The following is a 20,251-nucleotide window of genomic DNA, read 5'->3' on the forward strand; positions in this document are numbered from 1 at the left end:
TATTGACGCAATCGATTGCTTTTGTGGTTTTGTCACAAAAATACGCGAGAAGGGATCTATGAAGATGTTACAAATCGGGCAGTTAGCCAAACGCGCAGGCGTGTCGGGTGATACGCTGCGGTTTTACGAAAAAGTCGGCCTGTTGCAGCCAGCATCCCGAAGTGAAAGTGGTTACCGTCTTTATGATGAAGATGCAGTGTCTCGAGTACACTTTATTATCAAAGGCAAACGCATTGGACTGACGTTGGAAGAGATTCAGGAACTGCTTGAAATCCGTTTAGAGGCGACCCAACACAGCTGTGCAGAGGTGAAGGGCATTACCCAGAAAAAACTTGATGAACTGGATGAGAAAATCGCTGAGCTGACTGAGATCCGCGCTGCGTTGAAAAAGCTCAATGATGCTTGCTGTGGGCATGTGGACGACGATGCCAGCCACTGTTCGATTTTGGAGGCTCTTGGCTCAGATAGCTAACTAAGAGAGGGAAAGAAAGAGGTGCCTCTTCCTTTCCCTGTTTACATATAGTTAAGCTAGCGCGGCCAACGCTGAATCATAATCAGGCTCATCCGCCAGCTCATTAACCAGCTCAACATGTTTAACGACACCACCTTCGTTAAGCACGACAACCGCGCGGGCTGATAGCCCTCTAAGTGGCCCCTCTGCAATGGCTAAGCCATAGTCCTCGATGAAAGATGGACTTCTGAAGGTTGATGCGTGCTGCACATTCTCCAACCCTTCTAATTCACAAAATCGACTGGCAGCAAAAGGTAAGTCCGCTGAGATACAAACGACCTTGGTATTACCAAGTGAGGCGGCTTTTTCATTGAATTTACGCACGCTGTTTGCGCACGTTGGAGTGTCGATACTTGGGAAGATATTCAGTACCACTTTATTACCACGAAAGGTGTCTAAAGTGAGGTCTGACAAATCGCCCGCTGTCAGTACAAACGAAGGAGCTTCTGAGCCAGCTTGGGGGAGCGAGCCATTTAGCGGTATTGGTTGACCCTGAAATAGGATTTGAGACATTTTGTTCTCCTTTTAGTTAATTTTCCTTTTAGCCAATCATAGCCAGATTTATCACGGTATGACTGAGAAATAAGCAACTTACCTCAGCCACGTGAAAATAGACCCGGTAACCCGGAAAATTTGTTTGGGAACGTGAAAATTGTATGGTAGCGTCGGAGAAACTCGACAGGAGTACGAAAGTAGGGAAACAGATGTTAAAGGTTAACGAATATTTTGATGGTGGCGTAAAGTCCATCAGCTTTGAAAACAAAGGTCCATTGAGCGTGGGCGTGATGGAAGTCGGTGAATACACCTTCGGTACTGCGGCACCTGAGCGTATGCATGTCGTGAAAGGTGAACTGACAGTGAAGCTGCCAGGCCACATTGAGTGGGAAACCTTCGGTTCAGGTGATAACTTCGAAGTCCCGGGTGAGTCGTCTTTCCAGGTGAAGGTAGAGCAAACGACCGCATACCTTTGTGAATACTTGTAATTCACTGCAAATGATAAGCAAAAAGCGCCTAAACGGCGCTTTTTCTGTTTCTGAGATCTATCAAAGACCGCGAAGGTAAATCTGCTCTAGCTTATCTGCATGACCCTGCATGGAGAAATGTTCCAGCGCGCGTTGATAGGCATTGGCAGCGTTTGATGCACGCAATGACTCGTCATCCAGATAGCGCTTGAGCCCTACAGCGATTGATTCGGCATCCTTTGGTGTGCAGTACACACCAGTCTCTTCAAGAATTTCTGGCAGCGCACCTGTGTTGGATACCACTAAAGCACAGTGTTGCGCCATAGCTTCAATGGCCGTCAGACCAAATGCCTCGTTCCAATACGGCAGACAGACAATTTGAATTTCTTCCAACAGCGTCGGAACGTTTTTACGGTAACCGGCCAGATGGACGCGGTCAGAGAAAGGAGAAGCCTTCGCTTTTTCTTGCAGCAATTGTGAAAAGGCTTCGTCTGCGCCCTCATCAGGGTTCAGTCCACCAATCAGCACTAAATGGGCGTCCGGGTAATCGGCAGCGATAAGCTCAAAGCCTGCCAACAAATCTGCCTGGCCTTTACCATCACAAATCCGCCCTACGGAGCCGATAAACGTGGTGTCGTGAGATAGCTCATATTCATCGGCTAACAGGTGAGGGCGATTGTCTTCGCTAAACTGCTTTTGCTCGATGTAGGTACCAAGCCACAGTCTCTCGATTTTACTTTCTGCTACGGGCAGTGCCTTGATATTACGTTGATAAGTTTCATTACTGATAGACAGTACCTGATCAACGTGTCGGTAAACCCAGCGGTGATAGATGTCTTTTTTCGGGCGTTTCACACCCATGTGTTCGGTAAACAGGGTGTAGCGGCGGGTCAGTATGTTTAGAAGTGCAGAAACGAGGATGTCGCCAGATTTGTGGCAATGCACAATTTGCACATTGTTCGCTTTTAGCCACTTATTGAGGCCGAAGAGTGTTGGACCGAAAAGCGCAGCTTTCTTCGGCACGGTAAAAACGTCCATGCCGGCATCTTTCATCGCGTTGGCTACACGGGAGTTTTCCGAGGCAAGACCAAAGACTCGGTAACCTTTATCGATAAACTCTTTGCCCATACGTGATGGGTACATTTCCAGACCGCCCCAGCCCGTTGACAGGCAAATATGCAAAATGCCCGGTTTGCTGTCTGCGGTGTTTGTTGAGGCGTTAGCCTGAGCCATGGTGTTCTCCCGAAAAAGTCTATCGTGCGGCCGGATACAGCAAGGAGTATATAACGAAGGGGCATCAGAGGGGCAGTGTGATTCTGCGTTGGGCTAGAAAACATAAAAGCCAGACTTCGCAGCCTGGCTTTTACTGAAAACTGTTAAGTTAGCGGAACTTAGTTCATGCCGTACTTTTTCAGTTTCTTACGCAGAGTACCACGGTTGATACCCATCATGGTTGCTGCGCGGGTTTGGTTACCGCGAGTGTATTGCATGATGGTGTCCAGCAGTGGTTGCTCAACTTCTGCCAGTACCAGCTCGTACAGGTCATTGACTTCCTGGCCATTCAACTGCGCTAGGTAGTTTTTCAGGGAGGCTTTTACTGAGTCACGCAGTGGCTTCTGGGTGATTTGATCTTGTGAAGTCACAGTAGTCACTGTCAATGCTTCTGAAGTCAGGTTTTGTTCGAACATACTCTGTCAGCTCTTCTCGTATTTATGCAACGTTTTCGAAGTAATCTTGCAGCGCATCGATCTGCTCGTGAGCGTCTTCGATTGCGTTGAAAGTCTGGCGAAAATCGCCAATTTGGTCATGTTCTTTCAGGTACCAGCTCACGTGCTTACGCGCGATACGCAGTCCTTTTAGCTCACCATAAAACTGGTGAAGCCCCTGAACATGGCCCAACAAAATTGCTTTTACCTCTTCCATCGGTGGCGCATCGAGTGCTTCACCCGTGGCAAGGTAATGTTGGATTTCGCGGAAAATCCAAGGACGCCCTTGTGCGGGGCGGCCAATCATTAAGGCATCAGCACCTGTGTAATCCAGCACAAATTTGGCTTTCTGAGGCGAATCGATATCCCCGTTGGCGATAACCGGGATAGAGATAGCTTCTTTGACCGCTCTGATGCTGTCGTACTCAGCTTCCCCTTTATACATGCAAGCGCGTGTGCGGCCGTGAAGGGCCAACGCCTGAATGCCACAGTCTTCGGCCATTTTGGCGATCTGGACACAATTCTTGTTGTCCGGATCCCAGCCTGTCCGGGTTTTCAGCGTGACGGGAACGTCTACCGCAGAAACCACTGCTTTCAGGATCTGCTCAATGATATCCGGTCGGGTCAGCAACGCTGAGCCAGCCAGTTTCTTATTGACCTTCTTTACCGGACAGCCCATGTTGATGTCGACGATTTGCGCGCCGTTTTCAACACAGAAGCGTGCGGCATCTGCCATCAGTGCTGGCTCAGCGCCAGCGATCTGAACAGAACGGATCCCCTTTTCATCGAGATGAACCATCCGGTTTTTTGATTTGGCTGTGTGCCACATCGCCGGATTGGAAGACATCATTTCACTTACCGCCATGCCAGCCCCATAGCGCAAACAGAGTTCGCGGAAAGGTCTGTCAGTCACGCCTGCCATAGGCGCCACGATAAGTTGGTTTTCCAGTTTGTATGGTCCGATTTGCAAGGGGATACCTTCTATGTCAGCAAGGGCGCGCATTTTACGCATTTTTTCCTGCTCTGAAAAGGCCAATATTTGAGCGTTTTGCCTTGATTTTTCAAAAATCCAGATAATTCAATTTTTTAGTACAAAAATTGTTCAATTATCACTGGGTTAGGCTCTGCACGCAGTGATGCGGCACCATTCCTCTTTTTCGACAATCGCGTCAACGCTGAGTTCATCGCGGTAACAGTCGGCAACAGACTCAGCCTGACTATCCAATACACCGGACATCGCCAGTACACCTTGTGGGGCGATCAGGCTTTTGATGATTGGAGAAAGCTCACGAAGTGGACCTGCCAGAATGTTGGCAACCACGACTTCTGCTTGCAGGTTTTCTGGCTGATCTTGAGGCAGGTAAAGCTCAAGGCGATCTGCGACACCATTGCGCTCTGCATTGGCTTTAGATGCTTGCAGTGCTTGTGGGTCGATATCGATACCGATGACTTTCTCTGCGCCCAGCAAAAGCGCAGCTAGCGACAAAATGCCTGAGCCGCAACCGAAGTCGATCACTGTCTTGCCAGACAAGTCCAGCCCGTCTAGCCACTCGAGACAGAGTGCTGTAGTTGGGTGAGTACCGGTACCGAATGCCAGACCAGGATCAAGCATGATGTTGACGGCATCTGGCTCTGGTGCATCACACCAGCTTGGGCAAACCCAAAGACGCTGACCAAAACGCATCGGCTTGAAGTTATCCATCCAGGCGCGTTCCCAGTCTTTGTCTTCCAACTGTTCAATTTTGTGCGTGAAGTTTTCACCCAGCAGTGGGCTGGTTTTCAGAATGGCCACCACCGCATTCATGTCGGTTTCTGCATCATAAAGTGCGACGATGTCGGTTTCGCCCCATAGACGGGTTTCACCCGGCATAGGTTCAAACACCGGGGTGTCTTTGGCATCAAGGAAAGTGACTGACAACGCACCAGCTTCTTCCATCAGCATGTCACCAATGGCTTCAGCGGTTTCTGCGGTTGCGTTCAGTTTGATTTGAATCCAAGGCATGGTTTCTTCACTTCTTCGTTTAACGACGATTTTAAGGCGCGGAGTCTAGCATAAAAAGTAGTCAGACCGCATAGCCTTAGCACGGTCAGGGTTAAGAAAGGAAGAAAAAGGGCAGCGAATGCTGCCCTGAGGAGTTATGCGGTTGCTGGGTGTGTCTTCCTGTGCTGCAGGCTGCTAACAAGCAGGAAGGCAAACAGACTGATGGCCAGTGAAGGCACAATGGCGTGTACGCCGCTCATGTCCGGTTTAAAGGTCGAAAGCGCGGCATAGCTGCCAAGGCCTGTAATCATGGATGCTAACGCACCTGAGGCGGTGGCTTTCTTCCAGTAAAGGCCAAGCACCAAAGGCCACAGGAACACCGCCTGCATACCGCCAAAGGCGAGCAGGTTCAGCCAGATGATCATGTCGGGCGGATTGGTGGCCGCGACAAATACCAGCAGTGAGAATATACCCGTTACCCATAAAGAGAGTTTTGGTAATTTGCTTTCTGCATCCGGCGCTTTGGCGGCATTGGGGTTGATGTAGTTGAGATACAAGTCCTTCAGCAGCGTTGCGGATGCCTGAATGAGTTGCGAGTCGATGGTCGACATAATCGCCGCCATTGGGCCTGCCAGAAACACACCGGCAACGACAGGGGGTAAAACCGTCATCATCAGGGTCGGCATGATCTGATCCGGGTTATCAATCTCCGGTACAATCGCGCGGCCAAGCGCACCGGCCAAATGCATGCCCAGCATCAGCAGGGCTACCATAGCAGTGCTGATCACCATGCCTTTATGCAGCGATTTACTGGATTTGTAAGACATGCAACGCACCGCCGCATGGGGAAGGCCAATTACACCGAAACAGACCAATACCCAGAAGCTCAGCATAAACGGCTCTGACAGAAAGTTATTCGGCCCGTAAGGCGTGACCAGTGCAGGATCGATGGCATGAAGGTCAGTAATCATCTCACCCAGACTGCCGCCAGCGTGGATGATGCCAACCAGCAACGCAATAGTGCCGATGATCATCATGATGCCCTGCACGGTGTCAGTCATGACTACAGCGCGAAATCCGCCGATGGTGGTGTAAACGCCCACCGTCAAGGCAAACAGCATCAGACCGTGGGTATAGGAAAGCCCGGTGACAGTCTGCAGCAAGCGTGCGCCACCAACAAACTGAACCACCATGGTGCCAAAAAAGGCCAGCAATAAAGCCAGAGAGGCGAAAATCACCACTGCACGGTTTTTGTAACGCGCATAGAGCATGTCATTCAGGGTGAGCGCATTGTGGCGACGGGACTCAATGGCGAACTTCTTCCCGAGCACACCGAGCGTCAGCCATGCAGCAGGTAACTGGATCATCGCCAGAAGCACCCAGCCGAGTCCCATTTTGTAAGCCGCACCGGGTCCACCGATAAAAGAACTCGCACTGGCATAGGTGGCCGCGAGAGTCATCGCCAGCACAAATCCGCCCATGCTTCGGCTACCAAGCAGGTATTCATTCAGGAATCCGCCACTGCGGTCCCCTTGTTTGCGGGAATAAATGGCCAGCGCAAATACAGCGACCAGATATAGCGCCATCGGGATAAGAAGCTGACTATTCATCGGACGCTTCCTCTTCGATGTCGAGTGGCATGTCCTTGTAGAGGTATTTCACCATCAGTGCGCACAGCAAGGTAAATAAAAGGGGGCCGATAACGCATGCCATTAAAAACCAAAGTGGCAAACCGAAATAGAGCGTCGGGGGAGTCTGTTCAATTCCTTCTGGGGCCAGACCATAGGCAAATCCGTACCACCATGCAAAATACGCGAGTGCGAGTGCAATCGCCCATTTGGCTTCCTTGTGAGCCTGGCGGTATCGGCTGCTAAGTGTCTTCATTAGAGCCTTCTTACTTAACGCGATAAGAGAGTGTTGATAAGGGGTCTATTGTGACAAAACCACGGAGAATGTGACAGATTTATACGTGCAGGGTTTGGGCGCGAAAAACAAAAAAGGCCGCGTAAACGCGACCTTTTGGCTTTGGCTCAGAATTACTTCTGAATGCCCAGCTTCTTCTCCAGGTAGTGGATGTTTGCACCACCGTGCTGGAAGTTCTCATCTTTCATGATTTCCAGCTGAAGAGGAATGTTGGTTTTGATGCCATCGATGATGGTTTCCTGCAGGGCGTTACGCATACGCGCAATCGCCACGTCACGGTTTTCACCAAAGCAGATCAGTTTACCAATCATGGAATCATAGTGTGGTGGCACTGAATAGCCTGAGTACACATGAGATTCCCAACGCACACCCATGCCGCCTGGCGCATGGAAGCGATCGATTTTGCCTGGGCTTGGCAGGAAGCGCTCTGGGTCTTCCGCGTTGATACGACACTCAATCGCGTGGCCGCGGATTTGGATGTCATCTTGCGTGAATGACAGAGGCTGGCCAGCGGCAATGCGAAGCTGTTCTTTGATCAGGTCAACGCCGGTTACCATTTCGGTCACAGGGTGTTCAACCTGAATACGGGTGTTCATCTCAATGAAGTAGAATTCACCGTTTTCGTACAGGAACTCAAACGTACCTGCACCGCGGTAGCCGATTTCCAGACACGCGCGGCAACAACGTTCACCGATGTACTTGCGCATTTCAGCAGTGATACCCGGCGCTGGCGCTTCTTCAACAACCTTCTGGTGACGGCGCTGCATCGAACAGTCACGCTCACCTAAGTGAATCGCACCGCCCTGACCATCAGCCAGAACCTGCACTTCAACGTGGCGTGGGTTTTCTAGGAATTTCTCCATGTAAACCATGTCATTGTTGAAGGCAGCTTTTGCTTCTGCGCGGGTCATGGCAATAGCGTCAGTCAGTTCTGCTTCAGAACGAACCACACGCATACCGCGACCACCACCACCACCGGATGCTTTGATGATCACAGGGTAGCCGATGCGTTTTGCGAAAGCCTTGTTCTTAGACTCGTCGTCGTCAAGTGGACCATCAGAACCTGGTACACAAGGTACGCCCGCTTTTTTCATCGCGTTGATGGCAGACACTTTGTCACCCATCAGGCGGATAGTTTCAGCGCGAGGACCGACGAAAATGAAGCCTGATTGCTCTACCTGCTCTGCAAAATCTGCATTCTCTGACAGGAAGCCGTAACCTGGGTGGATAGCCACCGCACCAGTCACTTCTGCAGCACTGATGATACGTGGGATGTTCAGGTAACTTTCAACGCTTGATGCAGGACCGATACAGATAGATTCGTCTGCCAGCAATACGTGCTTCAGATCGCGATCGGCGGTGGAGTGAACGGCAACCGTTTTGATGCCGAGCTCTTTACACGCACGAAGGATGCGAAGCGCAATTTCACCGCGGTTAGCGATGACAATTTTATCTAACATAGCTGTCCTCGATTACTCGATGATGACCAGAGCTTGGTCAAACTCTACTGCTTGGCCGTCTTCACACAGGATAGCTTTCACTACACCCGCTTTGTCTGCTTGGATTTGGTTCATCATTTTCATCGCTTCAACGATGCAAAGGGTATCGCCAACGTTGACTGATTGACCCACTTCAACGAAAGACTTCGCTTCTGGGCTTGGAGAACGGTAGAAAGTCCCCACCATTGGAGACAGAACCTGGTGACCCGCAACTTCTGCTTCAACTGCTGGTGCTTCTGCTGCTGCCGGAGCCGCCGCAGGAGCTGCTGGTGCGGCAACTGGAGCAGGAGCAGCCGCTGGTGCTGCGTAAACCTGAGTGGCAACTGGCGCGGTTGCGCGGCTGATGCGTACTGACTCTTCACCTTCAGAGATTTCCAGCTCAGCGATGCCAGATTCTTCAACAAGCTCAATCAGTTTTTTGATTTTACGAATATCCATGATGTCTATCTCTTTGAAATTATTGTTCAGTTATTCTCTGCTTGCAGACGCTTGGCGACCGCACGTAGAGCAAATTCGTAACCGTCAGCGCCCAGTCCGACAATCACGCCTTCTGCTTTATCAGAGAAGTAAGAGTGATGACGGAATGGCTCACGGGCGTGAACGTTTGAAAGGTGCACCTCAATAAAGGGAATGCCGACAGCGAGAATGGCATCTCGCAACGCCACGCTGGTGTGCGTGAACGCGGCTGGGTTGATAATGATGAAATCAACCTTTCCCATGGCCTGATGGAGGGTATCAATCAGGACGTGCTCCGCATTGGACTGCACGTGTTCAAGTTGGATGTTGAAAGATGCTGCTAGTGTCGTCAGATCGGCGACGATCTGATCTAACGATTGCTGTCCGTAATGGCCTGGTTCGCGAACCCCAAGCATGTTCAGGTTCGGACCATTAATAAGTAAAACTTTGCGATTTGTCGTCATATTGATCGCTTTGTTCCTGTTCTTGTTGCGAAAAGGCGTTAACTTCTGCTTTTCAGCACCCAAGGGTGCGAGAACCTGAAAAATGGCACTCCAGCCATTTGCTGATTCGCAATTATAGAGAATTCACCGCAAATGGCAGCAAAATACTGGTCTTATCAGACAAAATCTGACAATCCAGTGTACAGATTACGCAGATATGACAGGCATTTCGTGGCAGTAGTTCACGAAATGACCAGTTAGGAGGGTGAATCTGTTAGGCAGATCTCATCCGGCGTTTTAAACGCACTGTCTTACGCTACTCATCTTACCGACCTCTTTGGTGCTCTTTTTGTCTAATTATTGAGACATCAAATGAAAACAGCTTAAGGATGAAATAGTTAGTCAAGGTGAGCAGTTAGGCTCAATTTTCATGCCATATAATCCACTATTTTTTTATTTCTGGCTCAATGTAGCGGGGTTTTAGGTTTTTAAATGGGATGGTGTTCTGTTTGCGGAAGCGATACCGCACTATCTGAAAACCAATCAATTAAGCGCTCAAAAAATGATTCACTTGTACGATAATTAAGGCATCGAGGTGCTGCAACACCTCGTTTTAGCAAGCGTCATTGGGTGCGAGCCCCAAGATTATTGGGAGGGGAATATGATTCAGAAGCGCTATGACTCATTGAGTCGATTGTTACATTGGAGTATGGCGGCCATCATCATTTATACGACGGTGGCGGGTTATGTCATGCATTTGGTGGTGGGGACAAAGGCGTTTGATGTGCTATCCGTGCTGAACATGTCATTTGCAACGATAGGTACTGTCTTGTTCATCATGCGATGGGTTTGGAGTTATTTTCGCCCAAAGGTTGAGTCGGTTAACTCAACGACTACGTTTGAAAAAAACATCGCCAAGTTCATCCACAGTGTTATCTACCTTTTAATGTTCTTAGTGTTTGTTTCCGGTTATTTGATGCTCAAAGAGCCTTACTGGTTCTTCTGGCTGGTTAAGATACCTAATCCGGTCACTGATATGGTCATTAATGATTTCTTCTTCTTTGTTCACCGAGCGAGTTGTGCGGTGTTGGGGATTGTCGTGGTCATGCACATCGGTGCCGCCTTGTATCACCAGTTCTGGCTTCGCGATAACCTGTTAGCGCGATTGATGCCGCCCAAGCCTGTGGTCATGCATTTCAGCCAAAAAAAGGGCCGCGTATAGCGGCCCTTCGGGATCAAACCTTGGTGGTTATACCACGCTGGATTTCTCCGCGATCAGTTTGTCGACCACGCTTGGGTCCGCCAGGGTAGAAGTGTCACCCAAGCTACCAGTATCGCCGGTTGCAATCTTACGCAGGATACGACGCATGATTTTGCCTGAGCGGGTTTTCGGCAGTGCGTCTGTCCAGTGGATGAAATCTGGTGTTGCGATAGGACCGATTTCCTTACGTACCCAGTTTTTCACTTCTTTGGTCAGCTCTGCACTTGGCACTTCACCTGAATTCAGCGTGATGTAGGCATAGATAGCCTGGCCTTTGATATCGTGTGGAACACCAACAATTGCCGCTTCTGCAATCTTGTCGAATGCCACCAGTGCGGATTCGATTTCTGCGGTACCCATGCGGTGACCGGAAACGTTCAGTACGTCATCTACACGGCCTGTGATCCAGTAGTAACCGTCCTCATCACGACGTGCACCGTCACCGGTGAAGTACATGCCTTTGAAGGTGGAGAAGTAAGTCTGCTCGAAACGCTCGTGGTCACCATTAACGGTACGCATCTGGCCCGGCCAAGAATCCAGCATGACCAGGTTACCTTCTGTCGCGCCTTCGATGATGTTACCCATGTTATCAACCAGTGCTGGTTGAACACCGAAGAATGGACGAGTTGCCGAACCTGGCTTCAGTGCCGTTGCACCTGGCAGTGGAGTGATCAGGATGCCGCCGGTTTCGGTTTGCCACCAGGTATCCACGATAGGACACTTGCTGTCACCGATTGTCTTGTAGTACCACTCCCACGCTTCTGGGTTGATTGGCTCACCCACAGAACCCATGATGCGCAGTGAGTCACGCTTGGTGCCTTCAACCGCTTCGTTACCTTTCGCCATTAGGGCGCGGATTGCGGTTGGTGCGGTGTACAGAATGTTCACCTGGTGCTTATCAACCACTTCGCTCATACGGGCAGTTGATGGGTAGTTAGGCACGCCTTCGAACAGAATGGTTTTCGCACCGTTTGCCAGCGGTCCGTAGATCAGGTAGCTGTGACCGGTGATCCAACCTACATCAGCAGTACACCAGAAGACTTCGCCTTCCTGATAGTCGAACACGTATTTGAAGGTCATGGTCGCGTAAACCAGGTAACCACCGGTAGTGTGAAGAACACCTTTTGGTGTGCCGGTAGAGCCTGATGTGTACAGAATGAACAGCGGGTCTTCTGCGTTCATCTCTTCTGGTTCACAGTTCGCAGACACCACGGCTGTTGCTTCGTGCCACCATACATCGCGGTCTGAGTTCCACTCGATAGTGTTACCAGTGCGTTGGTAAACAACGACTTTTTCAACTGACGTGACTGATGGGTTTGCAAGCGCTGCATCCACGTTTTGTTTTAATGGTACCGCACGGCCGCCGCGCACGCCTTCATCGGCAGTGACAACCACTTTTGCGTTGGAGTCGACGATACGGCCAGCCAGTGCTTCTGGAGAGAAGCCACCGAATACGATGGTGTGAACGGCACCGATGCGGGTACATGCCAGCATCGCAATCGCCGCTTCCATTACCATAGGCATGTAAAGACACACAACATCGCCTTTGCGCACGCCTTGGCCTTTTAGTGCATTGGCGAACTTACACACTTCAGTGTGCAGCTCTTTGTAAGTCAGGGATTTGTCGTCGTTCGGGTCATCGCCTTCCCAGATCAGGGCAACCTGGTCGCCTTTTGTCTCAAGGTGGCGGTCAATACAGTTGGCAGAAACGTTTAATGTGCCGTCCTCGAACCATCTGATGTCGACGTGTCCGGTATCAAAAGAGGTGTTCTTCACCTTAGTGAAAGGTTTGATCCAATCTACGATCTGGCCATGCTCACGCCAGAATCCTTCTGGGTTAACAACAGACTGCTGATACATCTCGCGGTAGGTGTCGTTGTTTGCGTGCGCTTTGGCTTCGATTTCCGGCATTACCGGATGCAGGTGAACCTCACTCATTATCTTTCTCCTTGTGTTCCTGCGTGATGCTGTCTGGCATCGTCAAATATTCGACCACGACAAATTAGAATATAGGGTACGGTCTAACGGTCTTGTTCCATTAAGGTCGGATAGTTAGGGATTCTCGACAATTAGACTTTAGGATGAAGAGGCCGTTTTCTCTGGGTTTTGTGACCTTTCAACAGTCACAGTGAGGCGTCGCTCTCATTTACATGCAGCGGGTTGCGGGGAAATTATCAATAAGTGGGCATTGGTACATCACCGTACTTTAGTCGAACATAGATCAGCGCCGCACTAATGGCATCATCGAGGGCGTCATGCCGCCCGGAAAGGGGCAGGTCGAGGTGGTGTCCTATCGCCTCCATACTCAGGTCGTAATAGGCATTCGGCAGGATGTGTTCCAGCTTGCGACGGTATATATCACTCACTTCTATCGTGCGGTTGGGCAGTTTGAAGCCAAGATGCTTTTTGGCATAGCGGTCAAGGATCGCTTTGTCGTACTGGATGTAATACCCAACAATGGGCCGATTACCAATAAACTCGATCAGCTTGAGCATGGCTTCTTTTTCAGAGACGCCATCGCTCAGATCCTGATGTCTGATGCCGTGAATTTTCACCGACTGGGCGCTCAGCGAGTTGGGCGCGCGAAGGGAAATGGTGAAAGGCTCGCTGGTGACAATTTTATTGCCGCGGATTTTGGTGGCGGCGATGGTGACCAGCTCGGCTTTGTGCGGGTCCAGGCTGGTGGTTTCGCAATCCAATGAAACCAACTCTTCATCACTGGGTGAAGAAAACAGGGGGGCATACTCGCTGTCGCGCCACTTGTACCTGAGCCAGAGCCTTTCCACCAGGTTCATGCTAGTCCCTTACCTGATAGTGCGAAGCCAGCCGTTCTTTGAACTTTTTGACAACGCCGAGGCAATCTCGCAACAAATCCCTTTCTGTCCGCGAAAGCTGGGTGACGTCTAACTGGTTGCCCGTGCTGGCATCGCTGTCGAGCTGTTGTTTCAGGCGCACTTTCACGAAAAGCTTTAACGCTTCGGAGAGGTTGTTGGCGGTTTCCTGATCCAGTGCCTTGCATTCGACCAGTGCATCCAGCCTTTCAAAAGTGTTGGTTTCGGTGAGCCCTTTTTCCAGTGCCAAGGTGCGAACGCCATGCACCAGTGGAAAGATGCCGCCTTTTTTGACATCCAACCCTTCTTTATCCGCCTTTAGGCTACCGAAAAGCGTCAGAGGAACACGGAACGCAAGGCAGGGGCGGACGAAGGTATTGAGCGTCAGCATATTGTTTTTGAGTGTGGCATGAAGCTTTTCCATCACAGGCTCCAGCAACGTTTTATTGCCAGCCACAGCATGACTATCAGCAATGATGGCTAGGTCCATCAAGGTGCGTTCGTCAGAAATTTTGCTCAGGGCGACCATTTCTTTCATCCACTCAGATTGGGTTTTCACCCAGCGCGGATTGTTAACCATGACATTGCCGGGGCAGGGCGGGTAGCCGAGACGACTCAGCACTTCACTGAATCTTTCCATGTAATGTTGAACGTCGGGCCAATCGGCATCGTCAGCGAGAATAAGTCCGTTGTCCTGATCGGTTTTCAGCACCTGCTCACCGCGCCCTTCCGAGCCCATCACAAACAGGCAGCACAGATTGTGGAAGCTTTCTGGAATGGTGAGACGGAAGGCTTTTTCGATGATCTGTTCGTTGACGGCGGAAATCAGTTCCATGACAAATTGGGTGTGGATACCGTTATTCGTGAGATTGGCGACGAGCTGATGTTGGTTATTGGCTGCGAGCGCGAGTTCCTCAATCGAGTGCGCGCGGTTGATTTGGAGTGTGAGTACGTGAGAGTGCGTGGAAAAGAGACTCAGCACCTGAGTCATATCCAGCATGCCGACCGTCTCGCCACCTTCGGTGACGCGCACCCGTTTTACCCGGTCACGGGTCATCAGGATCATCACGTTGAACAGGTACTCGCCCATCTCGACACTGATGACCGGAGAAGTTGCAACTTCTCCGATAGGAGATGCTAAGGTGCAGCCATCCTCAACCAATGCGTGCAGCAAGTTGGTTCGAGTAATGATGCCAATATCGTGCGGCTTGCCTTCGAGGGCGACCAGTGCGCAGTCCTGACGCTCGCGGCGAAGGTTTAACGTGGCATCCTGAATCGAGGTGCCATGGGGCATGGTCATGATGGGCTGGATGTTGGTTTCATCCACTTGAGTCAGGATGAATTCGGCAAGGTTCTGCTGTTGTTGCGCCTTTTCCAGCATGCGTTTTCGTTTACTGAAACTGGTATTGAAGTAGTCAGCAAACGACTGGTTTTGGTCATAGAGTTCGAGAAACACGGCTTTAGGCAGCACATAACAAAGCGTGTCTTCTACCACGCGGTATCTATGGTGTGCATGGCCTTTCAGCAGTGCACGGGCATCAAACAGATCGTCTTTAATATACTGCGCCTGCACTTCCTTGGTATCAGGGTTGACCTCCTGAACGCGTCCTTTGATGACGATATAAAGGGCATTATTGCCTTCCCCTTTTTCTATCAGTACATCACCACGGCGGTAATAGGTGATATCCAATGAGGACAGCAGATGCTTTGCTTGCTTGGCATCAAGGCGGTCAAATGGGGGAGAGGAAGTGTCGAACGGTTCAGGCATGGCGGCAAACTCCGTGTTATTAACCACGCGTGCAGCGTGTCTTTGCAACTCTCAGTGTGTCGTACGGCAATCTACCTTGCCAGCCGACTTTAGTCTATTAATCCATGCTAAGTTGAGACTGTAAGTTTGGATGAATCGCTGTCAAAATAGCCATCCTCGTTGCGGCAGAAAGGATGCGCCAGAATGAGTTACCCCCGTCCCACCCCCTACCATTGGCTATCTATTTATTACGGCGCCTATTTCTTTGCGTTCGGGGTTTATCTGCCTTTTTGGTCAGTATGGCTGGCGTGGCTTGGCCTCTCTGCAGATGACATCGGTATCGTGTTGGGTGCAGGCGTTATGGCGCGCTTTGTGGTGAACCTGACCCTCACGCCTCGTTTTCACTTACCCGAGCATTTGCTTCCCGCTATTCGGTGGCTGTCATTTTTAGCCACAGTGATTGGTTTTCTGCATTTGATGGCAACGCCGGATTTACTCTGGCTAACCGCGCTTTCTATTGCGATTAACAGCGTGATAGGGCCATCCATTCCCGTTTCAGATGCATTAGCCAATCATTACAACCGCCGGAAGCTGATTGATTATGGGCGGGCGAGGCTCTGGGGCTCGCTGGCGTTTGTGGTGGGTTCCATGATGGCAGGAACCTTGGTGGAGCGATTTGGGCCGCCAATCATTGTACCTCTCGCTGCAGGGGCGTTACTGTTGACCTGGTGTTGGAGCCTGTCTTCGCCTCAGCAACTACCCGCGAAAGAAGAAACCCAAGCGATGGTTAGAACGCCATTGCTTCAGGTACTTCGCGTGAAATCCGTGTTGGTGTTTCTTGCTATCGTCTCCTTCATTCAAGGCAGCCACGCCGCTTATTATGCATTCAGCGCGATTCATTGGACCCAGGCAGGCGTTTCCGACGTGATGGTGGGCTACCTGTGGAGCTTTGGCGTAGTGGTGGAAGTGATGATGTTTGCACTGGCCGCAAAGTTATTCGGAAGTTGGCAGGTGCAATCACTGTTTCGACTGGCAGCGCTGGCGGTGATTCTGCGTTGGTGTTTGACTGGGTGGAGCACCGATCTCGGTGTGCTGTTTACGGCACAGTCACTTCATGGTCTGACGTTTGGCGTCGCCCATATCGCCGCGATGCGCTATATCCAGCAGCAGACAAGCGACAAGATCATGGCGTTGCAGGCATTGTATAGCGCAATCCCCATGGGGGTGGTCATGGCACTGCTGACGGTCGTGAGCGGTGAACTCTACGAACAGTTAGGCGGGGACAGTTTCTATGCCATGGCGCTTCTTGGCTTGCCTGTTCTCCTGCTGACATTGAAAGCCGACACCGCGGAAGAAGCAGTAAGGTCCTGAATTTGCGGTACGCATTTAGAGCTCGCTCACGGAGATAAAGTGGCGCGTTGTTGTACAACTGAGAGCATGGTAAACAGACTCTAGTTAAAAGTTTGTCATGGAAGGGATTATGTCGGCGGGATGGATAGTGGTGCCGGTGGCACTGGCATACCTGGGCGTTTTGTTTCTTATCGCCTGGTATGGAGATAGTCGACCGCGCTGGCTGCGTGGCTGGCGTCCGTGGATATACAGCCTTTCTATCGCCGTTTATTGTACCTCCTGGACCTTCTTTGGCACCGTGGGGCAGGCGTCGAGTCAGCCTTGGTCATTCCTGCCTATTTACCTTGCGCCGATCCTTGTTTTTACCATTGGCTGGCGGTTTCTCGCCCGGATCATCCTGATAGCCAAGCGCGAGCACATCACCTCGATTGCCGATTTTATTGCCGCCAGGTATGGGAAATCCCAAGGCCTAGCGGTGATGGTCACTGTGATAGCGGTGGTGGGTATTCTGCCATACATCGCGCTGCAGCTTCGCGGGATCACCATGGGACTGGATGTGATTGCGCCTGACATTGGCGAGAGTGCAGGGCTTAACGAAGGACAGATTGCCTGGCTGGTCTGCATGTCACTGGCGATGTTTACCGTGTTGTTTGGTACCCGCCATATCGACTCCACCGAGCACCACCGCGGCATGATGATGGCGGTGGCCTTTGAGTCCATCGTCAAGCTGGTTGCGTTTTTGGTTGTGGGCTTCTTTGCTGTGGGCTTGTTACTCGATGCTCCAGGGCCATTGCCGACATTGAAAGAAGCCAATGTCGTCGGAGCACCGGATTGGGGCGCTTTGCTGGTTCATACTCTGCTGACCATGGCGGCGATTATCTGTTTGCCGCGCCAGTTCCACACCATGGTAGTAGAAAACGCCCGTGCGCAGGATTTGCATACCGCACGCTGGGTGTTTCCGCTTTACCTTGTGTTGATGGGCATGTTCGTTTTGCCATTGGCGTATGCAGGTCAGGCCTTCCTGCCTAACATGTCTGCTGAAACCCATGTTATTCAGCTGCCGCTTTCCACCGGCAATGAAGGCATTGCACTGCTGGCATTCTTGGGTGGTGCATCGGCGGCAAGCGGCATGGTAATTGTGTCGACCATTGCCCTTGCGATCATGGTGTCGAACGATCTGGTACTGCCACAACTGCTTCGCCGCATGCGGGTGTCGAATCGCAACTTTACCCAATTCTCCGGTTTGTTGCTGAACGTGCGCCGCGCGCTGATTTTCCTCTTGCTTATCGGGGCTTGGGGCTTCTATCAACTGATCCTTGAAGTGCCGTCACTCTCGGCGATTGGTTTTCTCTCCTTTGCTGCAATTGCCCAGTTCGCGCCGCCACTGGTCGCGGGAATTTACTGGCGTCAGGCCAATAAGAAAGGCGTATATGCCGGGCTCTTCGCCGGTTTCATTGTCTGGTTGATGACTCTGATGATGCAGACGGGCATGTTGGCCGGCAACGAAGATACCAACCTGGTGCTCTGGATTCTGGCACCGCCGGATATCCCGTTCTTCCAGTCATTAAGCCCGGTGAACTGGGGCATGATCCTGAGTGTGATGGTCAATACCTTCTGCTTTGTGCTGGTGTCGATGGCGACCCGGCCTTCGCTCAGTGAGCGTCTGCAAGCAGCGAGTTTTGTGGGTACACCGCTCCCGGAAGGGGATGATTCCAGCCTGTATCAAAGCCGTGTGACAGTGGCAGAGCTTGAAATGTTAGCCGCCCGCTTTGTTGGACGCACTCGCATGCGTCAAACATTCCGCACCTTCGGCGAGCAACGCGGTGAAGTCTTGTTGCCACAGCAGCAGGCGAGTGCTGCGCTGATTCGTCATACCGAACGTGTATTGGCTGGTGTATTCGGTGCATCGTCTGCCAAGCTGGTACTGACTTCTGCGCTGCAGGGCAGGAACATGCAGCTGGAGGAAATCGCCACCATCGTGGATGAAGCTTCCGAGCTTTTCGATTTCAGCCGTGGCTTGCTTCAAGGCGCAATCGAACACATCAGTCAGGGTATTTCCGTTGTCGATAAACAACTCAGGCTGGTGGCATGGAACCAGCGTTATGTGGAGCTTTTCAATTTCCCGCCGGATTTGATTCAGGTTGGCAGACCGATTGCGGATGTGGTCCGCTACAACGCCGAGCGCGGTTTGTGTGGCCCTGGTGATATTGAAGAGCACGTAAAAAAACGCGTGGGCTATTTGCGTCAAGGTTCGCCGCATACTTCTTCCCGTGTTCACCCTGATGGCCGGGTGATTGAGGTGCAGGGTAATCCGATGCCGGGCGGTGGATTCGTTATGAGCTTTACTGACATCACCGCCTTCCGAGATGCAGAAGAAGCGCTGAAGCAATCCAATGAAACACTGGAAGCAAGGGTTATAGAGCGGACCAAAGAGCTTGAAACCTTGAACCGTCGCCTTATCAGTGCCACCGCCAAGGCCGAGCAGGCCTCGCAATCGAAAAGCCGGCTATTGGCGGCAGTAAGTCATGACTTGATGCAACCGATGAACGCCGCGCGTCTTTTTGCGTCCTCCCTGAACGAAATGGCTGAAGAAAAAGAAACCCAAAAAATGGCGGGTCACATCGAGAGTGCGTTAGGAGCGGCAGAAGATCTTATTGGTGATTTGCTGGATATTTCCCGCATTGAATCGGGCAAGATGAAGGCCAAAATCACCAACTTCGAGCTCGATGAAGTCTTCTCAACGCTGGCCGCAGAATTTGGCGTTATCGCTAACGAGCAGGGCATCGATTTCCGTGTTCAGCCAACGGGCCTTCGCATTCGCTCTGACAGACGATTACTACGCCGCGTATTGCAGAACTTTCTCACCAATGCCTTTCGCTATAACCCGAATGGCCGTGTGCTGTTGGGCGTGCGTCGTCATGGTTCGCAGTGCCGCATCGAGGTGTGGGATAACGGTCCGGGCATTCCACAAGAAATGCAGCAGGACATCTTCAATGAATTTACCCGCATTGACCGTAAAGGTGCTGAGCTCGGTTTAGGCCTCGGTCTGGCGATTGCCCGCGGGATCAGCCGTATTCTGAACCAGCCTCTCAACCTGCGTTCCTGGCCGGGAGAAGGCACCGTTTTTTCCATTACAGCCCGCATCGAATCTGCGCCTCAGGTTTGTGACACTGGCGTTGAGCGTGAAGAAAAGGACAAAAATAGTGAGCCACTCGCTGGGGTTCGCGTGCTCTGTGTAGATAATGAAAGGGACATCCTGGCGGGTATGGAAAGTCTGCTGACACGGTGGGGGTGTCAGGTTGATGTGGCAGAAGATCTCGATGGCGTTGTTGCGTTGATTGAACAAGGCCAGAGGCCGAATGCCATCCTCAGTGACTATCACTTGGCGCCGGAACTGACGGGGCTCGATGTTTTGCAACGTTGCCGTGAAATGCTGGGAGATGACTTCGTCGGTGCAGTGATCACCGCCGACAGAACACAAGAAACACGAAATCTGGTGCGGGAGCTAGGCTTTGGTTATATCGCCAAGCCAGTAAAACCGCTGAAACTAAGAGCGCTGCTTCAACAAGGGGTAAGCTGAT

General features: G+C 51.3%; 18 protein-coding genes. 5 read left to right on the forward strand and 13 right to left on the reverse strand.

What is annotated here, in order from left to right; genetic code table 11:
* Positions 1–58: 58 nt before the first annotated feature.
* A complete protein-coding gene (gene zntR / locus QL223_RS22870) occupies positions 59–472 on the forward strand; it encodes a Zn(2+)-responsive transcriptional regulator (protein WP_039850570.1) in 414 nt (137 codons plus the stop codon).
* A 51-nt stretch (positions 473–523) separates the two neighbouring features.
* On the opposite strand, the gene tpx is transcribed toward zntR, so the two are convergent.
* Complete coding sequence (gene tpx / locus QL223_RS22875) at positions 524–1,024, reverse strand: thiol peroxidase (protein WP_002542012.1); 501 nt, start codon at positions 1,022–1,024, stop codon at positions 524–526.
* A gap of 191 nt (positions 1,025–1,215) precedes the next feature.
* Between tpx and QL223_RS22880 the strand changes: the two genes are divergently transcribed.
* A complete protein-coding gene (locus QL223_RS22880) occupies positions 1,216–1,494 on the forward strand; it encodes a pyrimidine/purine nucleoside phosphorylase (RefSeq protein WP_002542010.1) in 279 nt (92 codons plus the stop codon).
* A 60-nt stretch (positions 1,495–1,554) separates the two neighbouring features.
* Here the strand turns inward: QL223_RS22880 and QL223_RS22885 are convergent, their stop codons facing one another.
* The 9 genes from QL223_RS22885 to aroQ all read right to left on the reverse strand — a co-directional run bounded on the left by QL223_RS22885 (position 1,555) and on the right by aroQ (position 9,502).
* Complete coding sequence (locus tag QL223_RS22885) at positions 1,555–2,706, reverse strand: glycosyltransferase family 4 protein (protein ID WP_281546068.1); 1,152 nt, start codon at positions 2,704–2,706, stop codon at positions 1,555–1,557.
* 158 nt (positions 2,707–2,864) lie between these two features.
* Complete coding sequence (fis, locus tag QL223_RS22890) at positions 2,865–3,161, reverse strand: DNA-binding transcriptional regulator Fis (protein ID WP_002542007.1); 297 nt, start codon at positions 3,159–3,161, stop codon at positions 2,865–2,867.
* Positions 3,162–3,183: 22 nt separating this feature from the next.
* Positions 3,184–4,149 (reverse strand): tRNA dihydrouridine synthase DusB, encoded by a 966-nt coding sequence (dusB, locus tag QL223_RS22895; protein ID WP_197076262.1) that lies wholly within the window; start codon positions 4,147–4,149, stop codon positions 3,184–3,186.
* A gap of 147 nt (positions 4,150–4,296) precedes the next feature.
* Positions 4,297–5,181, reverse strand: coding sequence for a 50S ribosomal protein L11 methyltransferase (prmA, locus tag QL223_RS22900; protein ID WP_281546069.1), 885 nt, complete (start codon positions 5,179–5,181; stop codon positions 4,297–4,299).
* 134 nt (positions 5,182–5,315) lie between these two features.
* On the reverse strand, positions 5,316–6,770 hold the full coding sequence (gene panF, locus QL223_RS22905; RefSeq protein WP_281546070.1) for a sodium/pantothenate symporter: 1,455 nt from the start codon (positions 6,768–6,770) through the stop codon (positions 5,316–5,318).
* Positions 6,763–7,044 carry a YhdT family protein gene (locus QL223_RS22910; protein ID WP_062667798.1) on the reverse strand — a complete coding sequence of 94 codons (282 nt, stop codon included), beginning with the start codon at positions 7,042–7,044 and terminating at the stop codon, positions 6,763–6,765. Before QL223_RS22910 ends, panF begins: the two co-directional genes overlap by 8 nt.
* A 152-nt stretch (positions 7,045–7,196) precedes the next feature.
* The gene (accC, locus tag QL223_RS22915; protein ID WP_002542000.1) at positions 7,197–8,543 is read right to left on the reverse strand and encodes an acetyl-CoA carboxylase biotin carboxylase subunit; all 1,347 of its coding nucleotides are present in this window, start codon (positions 8,541–8,543) and stop codon (positions 7,197–7,199) included.
* A gap of 12 nt (positions 8,544–8,555) precedes the next feature.
* On the reverse strand, positions 8,556–9,020 hold the full coding sequence (accB, locus tag QL223_RS22920) for an acetyl-CoA carboxylase biotin carboxyl carrier protein (protein ID WP_046303621.1): 465 nt from the start codon (positions 9,018–9,020) through the stop codon (positions 8,556–8,558).
* A gap of 26 nt (positions 9,021–9,046) precedes the next feature.
* Positions 9,047–9,502: a type II 3-dehydroquinate dehydratase gene (gene aroQ / locus QL223_RS22925; protein WP_039850575.1), complete on the reverse strand. Its 456-nt coding sequence runs from the start codon at positions 9,500–9,502 to the stop codon at positions 9,047–9,049.
* A gap of 640 nt (positions 9,503–10,142) precedes the next feature.
* Here aroQ and QL223_RS22930 point away from each other — a divergent pair.
* Positions 10,143–10,703, forward strand: coding sequence for a cytochrome b/b6 domain-containing protein (locus QL223_RS22930; RefSeq protein ID WP_046303622.1), 561 nt, complete (start codon positions 10,143–10,145; stop codon positions 10,701–10,703).
* 27 nt (positions 10,704–10,730) lie between these two features.
* On the opposite strand, the gene acs is transcribed toward QL223_RS22930, so the two are convergent.
* The 3 genes from acs to QL223_RS22945 form a co-directional block, all read right to left on the reverse strand.
* On the reverse strand, positions 10,731–12,680 hold the full coding sequence (gene acs, locus QL223_RS22935) for an acetate--CoA ligase (RefSeq protein ID WP_281546071.1): 1,950 nt from the start codon (positions 12,678–12,680) through the stop codon (positions 10,731–10,733).
* A 236-nt stretch (positions 12,681–12,916) separates the two neighbouring features.
* Complete coding sequence (locus tag QL223_RS22940; protein WP_002541995.1) at positions 12,917–13,537, reverse strand: 3'-5' exonuclease; 621 nt, start codon at positions 13,535–13,537, stop codon at positions 12,917–12,919.
* Position 13,538: 1 nt separating this feature from the next.
* The gene (locus QL223_RS22945; protein ID WP_281546072.1) at positions 13,539–15,341 is read right to left on the reverse strand and encodes a DUF294 nucleotidyltransferase-like domain-containing protein; all 1,803 of its coding nucleotides are present in this window, start codon (positions 15,339–15,341) and stop codon (positions 13,539–13,541) included.
* A gap of 183 nt (positions 15,342–15,524) precedes the next feature.
* Between QL223_RS22945 and QL223_RS22950 the strand changes: the two genes are divergently transcribed.
* The gene (locus QL223_RS22950) at positions 15,525–16,691 is read left to right on the forward strand and encodes a 3-phenylpropionate MFS transporter (RefSeq protein WP_281546073.1); all 1,167 of its coding nucleotides are present in this window, start codon (positions 15,525–15,527) and stop codon (positions 16,689–16,691) included.
* A gap of 109 nt (positions 16,692–16,800) precedes the next feature.
* Positions 16,801–20,250, forward strand: coding sequence for a hybrid sensor histidine kinase/response regulator (locus QL223_RS22955; RefSeq protein WP_281546083.1), 3,450 nt, complete (start codon positions 16,801–16,803; stop codon positions 20,248–20,250).
* Position 20,251 lies beyond the last annotated feature (1 nt).

This window comes from Grimontia sp. SpTr1 (assembly GCF_947387585.1).
Classification (GTDB): domain Bacteria; phylum Pseudomonadota; class Gammaproteobacteria; order Enterobacterales; family Vibrionaceae; genus Enterovibrio; species Enterovibrio indicus.